At 53.1% G+C, this 9284-nt stretch carries 4 protein-coding genes, 4 tRNA genes, 2 rRNA genes and 1 other annotated feature; of the genes, 6 read left to right on the top strand and 4 right to left on the bottom strand.

Annotation, left to right across the window (positions count from 1 at the left end; translation table 11 throughout):
- Positions 1–176, top strand: a sequence feature (16S ribosomal RNA rRNA prediction is too short).
- 121 nt (positions 177–297) lie between these two features.
- From ACKXF7_RS15555 to ACKXF7_RS15530, 6 genes are all read left to right on the top strand, one after another.
- A tRNA-Ala gene (locus ACKXF7_RS15555) sits at positions 298–373 on the top strand.
- A gap of 3 nt (positions 374–376) precedes the next feature.
- Positions 377–453, top strand: a tRNA-Ile gene (locus ACKXF7_RS15550).
- Positions 454–658: 205 nt separating this feature from the next.
- Positions 659–3493 (top strand): 23S ribosomal RNA (locus ACKXF7_RS15545).
- Positions 3494–3620: 127 nt separating this feature from the next.
- Positions 3621–3737: ribosomal RNA gene (gene rrf, locus ACKXF7_RS15540) — 5S ribosomal RNA — on the top strand.
- A gap of 7 nt (positions 3738–3744) precedes the next feature.
- Positions 3745–3816 (top strand) — tRNA-Glu (locus tag ACKXF7_RS15535).
- A gap of 6 nt (positions 3817–3822) precedes the next feature.
- Positions 3823–3898, top strand: a tRNA-Lys gene (locus ACKXF7_RS15530).
- A gap of 156 nt (positions 3899–4054) precedes the next feature.
- Here the strand turns inward: ACKXF7_RS15530 and ACKXF7_RS15525 are convergent.
- The 4 genes from ACKXF7_RS15525 to ACKXF7_RS15510 form a co-directional block, all read right to left on the bottom strand.
- Entirely contained in the window at positions 4055–5452 is a 1398-nt protein-coding gene (locus tag ACKXF7_RS15525; protein WP_120021122.1) for a site-specific integrase, read from the bottom strand.
- A 12-nt stretch (positions 5453–5464) separates the two neighbouring features.
- On the bottom strand, positions 5465–5779 hold the full coding sequence (locus ACKXF7_RS15520) for a helix-turn-helix domain-containing protein (RefSeq protein ID WP_120021123.1): 315 nt from the start codon (positions 5777–5779) through the stop codon (positions 5465–5467).
- 78 nt (positions 5780–5857) lie between these two features.
- Positions 5858–7105, bottom strand: coding sequence for a hypothetical protein (locus ACKXF7_RS15515; protein ID WP_423741805.1), 1248 nt, complete (start codon positions 7103–7105; stop codon positions 5858–5860).
- Between the two features lie 354 nt (positions 7106–7459).
- On the bottom strand, positions 7460–8782 hold the full coding sequence (locus tag ACKXF7_RS15510) for a DNA primase family protein (protein ID WP_120021018.1): 1323 nt from the start codon (positions 8780–8782) through the stop codon (positions 7460–7462).
- Positions 8783–9284: the final 502 nt, after the last annotated feature.

Genomic DNA, 9284 nt, shown 5'->3' with positions numbered 1-9284 from the left:
CACGGTGAATACGTTCCCGGGCCTTGTACACACCGCCCGTCACACCATGAGAGCCGGGGGGACCCGAAGTCGGTAGTCTAACCGCAAGGAGGACGCCGCCGAAGGTAAAACTGGTGATTGGGGTGAAGTCGTAACAAGGTAGCCGTAGGAGAACCTGCGGCTGGATCACCTCCTTTCTAAGGAGTCAGGCAAGGACAGGACATCAAAAGATGGACAGTCCTTGGACAGGTAACAAACAAGCAGAGTAGATATTGTTCGATTTTGAGGGCCCTGAAAGGGGAACTCAATTCCTAATGTGGGGGTTTAGCTCAGCTGGGAGAGCACCTGCTTTGCAAGCAGGGGGTCAAGGGTTCGATTCCCTTAATCTCCACCACATGGGCCAATAGCTCAGCTGGCTAGAGCACACGACTGATAATCGTGAGGTCGATGGTTCGAGTCCATTTTGGCCCACCATGTGATGAAAATCAAAGTACCGGGAGACCGGGCTTTGAGCAACATCACCAAGACGTACCTTGAAAACTGAATAATAACTGCGAAACAAAGATTATAGTAAGTTCTTTTTAAGAAATATTGCAATTTCAAAAGGAAGGGTAACAATAATCTTCGTTGGCAAGAGAGAATCAAGAGGATACCAAATGTTCCAAGAGAACGTTTGAAAGGTCAAGCGAACAAGGGCGCAGGGCGAATGCCTTGGCACTGGGAGCCGATGAAAGACGTGATAAGCTGCGATAAGCTTCGGGGAGCTGCAAATAAGCATTGATCCGGAGATTTCTGAATGAGGAAACTCACCTGGGTTCATACTCAGGTACGTTATACTGAACTTCAAAATAGGTATATCGAGGGAACCGCCTGAACTGAAACATCTAAGTAGGGCGAGGAAGAGACATCAAACGAGATTCCGTAAGTAGTGGCGAGCGAACGCGGAAGAGGGCAAACCGAGAGTAGAAATACTTTCGGGGTATGGACTGCTTTTAGGACTCAGTCTGTTAACCGAACGGCATGGGAAGGCCGGTCAGAGAGTGTGAGAACCACGTAGGTGAAAACGGAGAGAGCTGCGCAGGATCCAGAGTACGGCCAGACACGTGAAACCTGGTCGGAATACGGGGGGACCACCCTCCAACCCTAAATACTACCCAGTGACCGATAGCGTATAGTACTGTGAAGGAAAGGTGAAAAGCACCCCGGGAGGGGAGTGAAAAAGAACCTGAAACCCTGTGCCTACAAGCACCTAGAGCGCGTCAAAGCGTGATAGGGTACTTTTTGTAGAACGGTCCGGCGAGCGATTGTATGCAGCAAGGTTAAGGACTTAAGGTCTGGAGCCGAAGCGAAAGCGAGTTTGAAAAGGGCGTTAAGTTGCATACAATGGGCCCGAAACCGGGTGACCTACCCATGGTCAGGTTGAAGTGGAAGTAAAATTCCATGGAGGACCGAACCGACCTCCGTTGAAAAGGCGGCGGATGAACTGTGGGTAGCGGAGAAATTCCAATCGAACCCGGAGATAGCTGGTTCTCCCCGAAATAGTTTTAGGACTAGCCTCAAGTTAGATACCTGGAGGTAAAGCACTGAATAGCCTAGCGGCCGAGAGGTTAGCGAAGCTTATCAAACTCAGAATGCCAGAGTATTGATGCTTGGGAGTCAGACAGTGTCAGATAAATGTCATTGTCAAAAGGGAAACAGCCCAGATCTACAGCTAAGGTCCCAAAGTCAGGTTAAGTGGAAAACGATGTGAAGATACGCAGACAACCAGGATGTTGGCTCAGAAGCAGCCACTCATTCAAAGAGTGCGTAATAGCTCACTGGTCGAGCGTCTTTGCGCGGAGAATTTAACGGGGCTAAACCTGACACCGAAGCTTAGGCAATACAGCAATGTATTGGGTAGGGGAGCGTTGTATACGCGGTGAAACAGTAGCGTAAGCGGCTGTGGAGTGTATAGAAGTGAGAATGCCGGAATGAGTAGCGCGAATGCAGTGAGAATCTGCATGGCCGAAAGCCTCAGGTTTCTGGAGGAAGGTTCGTCCGCTCCAGGTCAGTCGGGAGCTAAGGTGAGGCCTAACGGCGTAGCCGATGCACAGACGGTAGAGATTCCGTCACCACCAAAAGAGTTAAACACAGGGACACATATGAAGTCTCGGAGCCGGGTGTTGGTTCCGGTAGCGATCGAGGGAAATTAGTACCGAAGTCCGGGATGGAAGATGGCGAGAAAAGCTGTGTGTATTTCTGCGGTGCCCGTACCGCAAACCGACACAGGTAGGTAGGAAGAAGATTCTAAGGCCAACGGGAGAAGGGTTGTTAAGGAACTCGGCAAATTGACCCCGTAACTTCGGGAGAAGGGGTGCTGCAGCAATGCAGCCGCAGAGAATCGGCCCAAGCAACTGTTTACCAAAAACACAGGTTTGTGCTAAATCGAAAGATGACGTATACGAGCTGACGCCTGCCCGGTGCTGGAAGGTTAAGAGGAGATGTGCAAGCATTGAATCGAAGCCCCAGTGAACGGCGGCCGTAACTATAACGGTCCTAAGGTAGCGAAATTCCTTGTCAGGTAAGTTCTGACCCGCATGAAAGGCGTAATGATTTGGGCACTGTCTCAACAGCCCGCCCGGCGAAATTGTAGTACCGGTGAAGATGCCGGTTACCCGCGACAAGACGGAAAGACCCCATGGAGCTTTACTGTAGCCTAATATTGGGTTTCGATGTTGCATGCACAGGATAGATGGGACACTGGGAAGCAGGTGCTTTGGCGCTTGTGGAGTGGCCGTTGGGATACCATCCTTGCGATATTGGAATTCTAACCTGCGCCTTTGAATCAAGGCGGGGGACATTGTTAGGTGGGCAGTTTGACTGGGGCGGTCGCCTCCTAAAGAGTAACGGAGGCGTTCAAAGGTTCGCTCAGCTTGAACGGAAATCAAGCAAAAGAGTGCAAACGCAGAAGCGAGCCTAACTGCGAGACTGACGGGTCGAGCAGTAACGAAAGTTGGAGTTAGTGATCCGGTGGTATGTGAGTGGAAATGCCATCGCTCAACGGATAAAAGTTACCCTGGGGATAACAGGCTGATCTCCCCCAAGAGTCCACATCGACGGGGAGGTTTGGCACCTCGATGTCGGCTCATCGCATCCTGGGGCTGTATTCGGTCCCAAGGGTTTGGCTGTTCGCCAATTAAAGCGGTACGCGAGCTGGGTTCAGAACGTCGTGAGACAGTTCGGTCCCTATCTGTCGTGGGCGCAGGATATTTGATGGGAGCTGTTCCTAGTACGAGAGGACCGGAGCGGACGTACCTCTGGCGCACCAGTTGTTCTGCCAAGAGCATAGCTGGGCAACTATGTACGGATCGGATAAACGCTGAAAGCATCTAAGCGTGAAGCCGACCCAAAGATAAGATATCCCATTGTTTCAAACAAGTAAGACCCCTTGAAGACTACAAGGTTGATAGGCACGATGTGTAAGTGGAGCAATCCATTCAGCAAGCGTGTACTAATAGGTCGAGGGTTTGACCACAATTCGCTTGAGACTCTGAGAGTCAACGAAAAAATGTTAGCAGTGATTATTCAGTTTTGAAGGCACGTCCTTCTAAGAAACACTGGACAAAGTACAACAGATATGTTATACTAGGCCAGTCAGATCGGTCGGTGTCAATGACGGTGAGGTTCCACCTGTTCCCATTCCGAACACAGAAGTTAAGCTCACTTGTGCCGAAGATAGTTCGCTGGAAACGGCGCGTGAAAATAGGTAGTCGCCGACTTTTATATGGCCCGTTGGTCAAGCGGTTAAGACAGAGGCCTCTCACGCCTTTAACATCGGTTCGATTCCGGTACGGGTCATCATATGCACCTCTAGCTCAGTTGGTAGAGCAACTGACTCTTAATCAGTGGGCCCAGGGTTCGAGTCCCTGGAGGTGCACCAGATATTGAACGTCAAATCGTAAGATTTGGCGTTCTTTCTTTATGTAAGAAAGCGGCTGCACACTTTCTGCACACCGTTTGCACATTTGCCCGAATCAGGGGCTTTTCTGCGCAAGGTTTGCACAGCCTGCTTTCCTTTGCATAAAAAGAAGAAATTTTAGGCGAACAAGGCTCTCGTCAATTCTCTGCGTTCGTCTGCATCCATCAGCCGGATGGCTTCAAGGATCTCCTTACCGGAGATTTTTGTTGCCGCCGGCTTTTCGTTTTGCCGGGGCTGGGGTGCTGCCGGGGTCAGGTCTTGGGAATAGAAGTTGGCTTCGATCTTCTCGGTCAGCTCCAGCCGAGGCTTGTCCTGCGTGTGGGCATAGGTGTCCATTAAGACGGCAGCAGTTGCATGACCGGTGTTGCCCTGCACCGATTTGAAGTCACCATCCGACTGCAAGAGCTGGTAGGTGGCACTGGAATGCCGCAGACCATGGAATACGATCTGCTCGAACTCCGGGTGCGCTGACCGCCATTGCCGATACCACTTGGTCAGCAGTTCTGGCGCAATGGGCAAGCCGTCCGGGAGCCGGAACAGTTGCCCGCAGTTGCTGTACTTTTCCGGGGCGTTCTGCTCGTCCTGCTTCAGCTTTTCCAACCATGCCAGAAGTTCTTCCTTCAAGGGCTTCGTCATATACAGGACGCGGTTGGACTTCTTGGTCTTGGGCTTTTTCAGGATGAGAGAGGATTTGCTTCCCTCACGCCTGTCCGGGAAGGTGTGATACATCTGATTGGGGTCGAGCTTTTCCAGAGCGTCCTTGTTGGCTCGCTGCATGGTTTTGCTGACCGAGATGGTACCACGACCATCGGCGGCATCAAAATCCAAATCACTCGGCTGTAAGCCGAGAATTTCGCCCTCACGGAGCGAAAGGATCATGCTCATGTGCACCGCCAGATGCAGGGCAGGGTTCTCGATGGTCTGCAAGGCTGCCAGCATGGTTTTCTCGTCCCAGATGATGCGTTCCTCGACGTTGACCTTGGGGGCATCACGGGGCAGGGGAATCTTGTGGATCAAGTCCCATTCCACCGCATAGGAAAATGCGGTCTTGAGCAGCGTGTGGACTTCGTGGATGGAGGTGCTGGACAGCAGCCGCTTTTTCTGCTTCTCGGAAAGCTTCTGCTTTACGCCGTGCACATACTGCCCGCAGGGGGTCTTGGCAAGGGTTGCATAGAACTTCTCAATATCGTAGGTTCGCAGCTCCTGCACCTTGCGATTGCCGATATAGGGCACAATAAGGTTCTGCACCATCGCTACCGACTGCGTGTAGGTCTTGGGGGACCACTTGTGTTTGGTGGACTGGATCGGGATCCACTTGTACAGCATTTCCTCTACCGTCATGGTATCGGGGACGAGGAATGTGCCGTCCAGCAATTCCTTTTCGACCGTGATCTTTCGCTCCTGCGCCTCCTTCCTAGTCTTGAAACTTTCCCATCCCTCGCAGGGTTTGCCGGAATGGTCTTTGTACTTGTAACGGACGGAGTAGGAATCTCCGCGCTTCATAATAGATGCCATAGATTACCTCCCTCAGACCGCTGCAAACCAGTTGTCGAAGCTCTGCTTGTTCACCCGGATGCTGGTGCCGATGCGTAGTACCCGGAAATCCTTCGTGGTGTTGCACAGGTTGTACGCCGCACGGGGAGAAATCGCCAAAAGCTGGGCAATCTCCTCTACCCGGTAAACAAGGGGTTCGTGCTTGGATGCTTTGGTCTGGTCAGAAGATTCTGTGGCAGGGGATTTGGACGCTTTCATTGTAACCGGGTTCGAGTCCTTTTGCAAGGACTTATTCGTATAATCTTTAGATTTCACATCTTCGGTCATGTCAGGCCGATTCATATTCATAGGCAGACCTCCGTTTCCTTGTAACCGGGTGCCGGGGCAGAAAGTGCCAGCTTTCTGCCCCAAACGTTCCCGATGAGTTCAGATTTCCGAGTGCCCCTCCTGTTTGCGGGGTTGCGCCGTTGGTTTGTTTTGCCCCTGTTCTGCCTGTAAGCGGTTCAGCAGTTGCAGAACGGAATCTCGTGCTTTCTCCTTGACCTGCTCCTTACCTTTCTGACGGACTTCCGGCTTCAGGAGCTTCTCCTGCAGACGTGCGGTGGTGGTCTGCATGGTCTTGAGAAACTTGTCCAGCACGGTGTCCAACCGATGGGCGGCGTATTCTCTCGTGGTCTGCGGAGCCTTACGTTCCGGGGACAGCACCCACTTCTTCGTGTCCTCGATCATCCGCATATCTTCCTTGCGAGTCTCGGTGCGCACTACGTCCGTCACTACCTCCACCGCCTTGTCGTAGGCTGCAGCCGAAACATCCTCCAGCAGGGTCTCCATGTCCGAAACTTTCAGGGTCAACTCGTCCAGCTTGCTCTGCTGGGCGGCAAGCTGCTCCTTCTGTTTGGCAAGGATGAAGTCCTGCTTTTCCAAATACTTGCGGTTGCCATACTCCGCTTCTTCCTCCAATTCCAGACCATGCCGTTTTGCAATCTCGAACAGCATCTTCCGGCAGGCGGCATCAAAGGTGATTTTGCGGTTGTTGCGGCGGCTGAGGGGTTTGTCCGGGTCGGGCAGGTTGAAGCCCAACACTTCCAATGCCTTTTCCTGCTGGGGAGCCACCTCACCGTACTTGTTCTCGCAGTCGAACACATGACGCTCATGGATATGGGGTGTGCTCTCATCCAGATGCAGTGCCCAGTCCAGCACATGAACGTGGTCGCCATACTTGGCCTTGAACTCCTCGATGAACTCTGTGACGACGCTCAGCAAGTCCTCTGCCGAAGCGTGTTCATCCAGCGTTCCAAGTTGGTAGATGGTCTCCTCCGGGCAGGTCTTGCGGCTGGACAGCAGGTCGGGAATGGAGCGGTTGCGCTCTGTGTGCCGAATCTTGGCGTTGCGCTCGTTCTGACCTTCGATAAAGGTCGTGTACCGGCTCTCGTAGAACTGCCGTTCCACATCTGAGAAGGTCGCCCCCAGATCGTCCGGGTCTTGTGGGTCGAGAGCCGAACGGAAACCGTGAAAGCAGTCCCAGTAGATGTTGCCCTTGGCTCGTTCCGGGTCGATGTGCTCACTGTTGGCAAGGTTGAAACTGCGGTCATTGTGCCTGGGGTTATAGGTGCCGTGGGTTCCGGCTCGTCCGTTGTGTCGTGTCAGTTTCAGATAGACATCCCTCCGTTTCATCAGTTTGGCGTGGGAGAACGCAGCAGCGGAGCTGCTGGATCTGCCGCCATTTTGCGCCAGATAATACCCAGTAGGATATGACGCACAGCATCATATCACTGGGGCAAAGAGCTGCGCTCTCTGCACTCTTGCTCCGGGCAAGCTGCCCTGAAGGACAGCTCGTCCGGTTTTTCAGAGGGTCATTTTGACCCTCTGATTTTGGCAAACTGTCAATCTGACACTTTGCCAACACCCCCTATAAAGGAGAACTTGGGCGTTTTGCTGCGTACGTGCGTACGCAGCAGGCGGTTTTCTCTGTACGCACGTACGCAGCGAAAGACCGAAAACGCACCATATAGGGGGATCAAAAGCGGGTCATGCCCGCCAGCCATTGGGGGTGAGGTCGGGCTGCACAAGGGCTTCGATGCCCACAAAGCCTCGGACTCTCCGCCCGGACGAGTTGACGATGTTGTTGGTGGATTCCAGATTATACCTGCGCTGGTTGGCGATCAGCGCATCGCTGAACCCTCGTGCCTTGATCGCATTCAGGCTGTTCTCCTCACACCACATTCGATAGACCTCATACAGCTCTTTCGAGCTGGTGCAGGCATCCGCCTTCAGGCGGATGTAGCCCTCGGATTCAAGGAAATCAAACACATTGTTGTTGTCCCGCTTCACCAGTTCCCGGTTGCGCTTGGTACGGTCACTCTCGGTGAACTGGAAGCCATTCTTCACCAGCCGCTGCAAGCCCTCAAATGCCCACAGCAGGATGCCCTCGACCTCTGCCGCCATCTTCTCGGCAATGTCCGGGTCATCCACACGAGACAGGGGCTTATCCTTGGTGGTCAAGATGAGCTGACGACGGTAGAAACCGTCCGAGCGGTCATACAATGCCTGCAAATCGCCATTGCTGAACGCCAGCAGGCGGGCGTACATCCAACCCTGATAGCTCTGCTTGCCCTTGCGCTCCAAGTCCATCTGCCCCTGTGCGGTCACGATGGACTTGACATAGTTGGTCTGGCGCAGGGCTTCCATCCGCATATCATCGTCCACACAGAGCAGGGTGTGCTCTAGATCGGCACGGGCAAAGCGGTTCTCCGAGATTTTGCCGATGTTGCCATCCTTCATGTTGCAGCCGAACAGCCGGGACAGCACCACGCCGATTTGCGACTTACCCTCACCGCCGCTGCCCTTGATGACCATCATGCGCTGCCCCTTGTTGCTGGGGATCAGGCAGTAGCCGATGAACTCCTGCACCGTGGGAATGTCCTCCGGGTAGAGCAGGTCGGACAGGAACCGCAGCCAGTGGACGGGCTGGGCGGCTTTCGGGTCATATTTGACCGGGAGCCGGTTGCGGACGATCTCCGGCTTGCCTTCCTGAAAGGTGCCGTCCAGATACAGGGTGCCGTTTGCCAGCGCAATGCGGTCGGTGATGGGCGGGAAGTCCTCCACCTGTGCCGCCAGCTTCAGTACGTCCACGACATTGCTGACCCGTTTGGCGATATTTGCGCCGATATGGTCTCGCAGCATATCGAAAATTTCACAGCGCAGGTTCATGGTGTCTGTGACCCTGCCTTCCGGGGTGAAAAATGCGCCATTCACATAGAGGAACTGGTGGGTGCTGAGAAAATCGTCACAGAAGATAGATTCGTTGAAGAAGCCTTTCTTGATCCATGCGGGGGTAAAGTTGTTTCCCATAGGCACACATCCTTTCTTCGGTGCTGCGGCTTATCCATGTGGTCAATTTGGCCACATGGATTTTCTCTGCTGCAACAGGTGGATAAACGTCCTTTGGGTTACGGCAAATCAATGTGGACAATTTGTCTACATTGATTTCTCCTGCCGCAACGAGTAGATAAACGTCCGTTTCACCTCATGTGCTCATTTTGACCACATGAGGTGAATTGCCGTTCTCCCTGCATGGTGTTCCTGCCCCCTTCCGGCGGCGTTTTCCGGCTCTCCTTCTCAGGGTCATCGCCGGGTATCCCATGCAGACGGTCATGCGGTTTTCAAGGTCCAACGCGGGCAAAACGGCAACAAAAAAGCCGTCACAAAACAGACCAGCCCTGCCTTCGCTTTTTCTGGAAGGTCATGCTAGTCGGTTATGTAACGGCTGAAAGCCAAAATGTTCAGCCCCGCAGGGTCTGAACGAATATGTAAAAATATGTTATATTCAATTGTTGGGATAGATTACCACAAA

Source organism: Faecalibacterium sp. 7 (assembly GCF_049562865.1).
Lineage (GTDB): Bacteria > Bacillota > Clostridia > Oscillospirales > Ruminococcaceae > Faecalibacterium > Faecalibacterium wellingii.
Note: the sequence above shows the minus strand (reverse complement) of the source record. Positions and strands in the feature narration are given on the sequence as shown.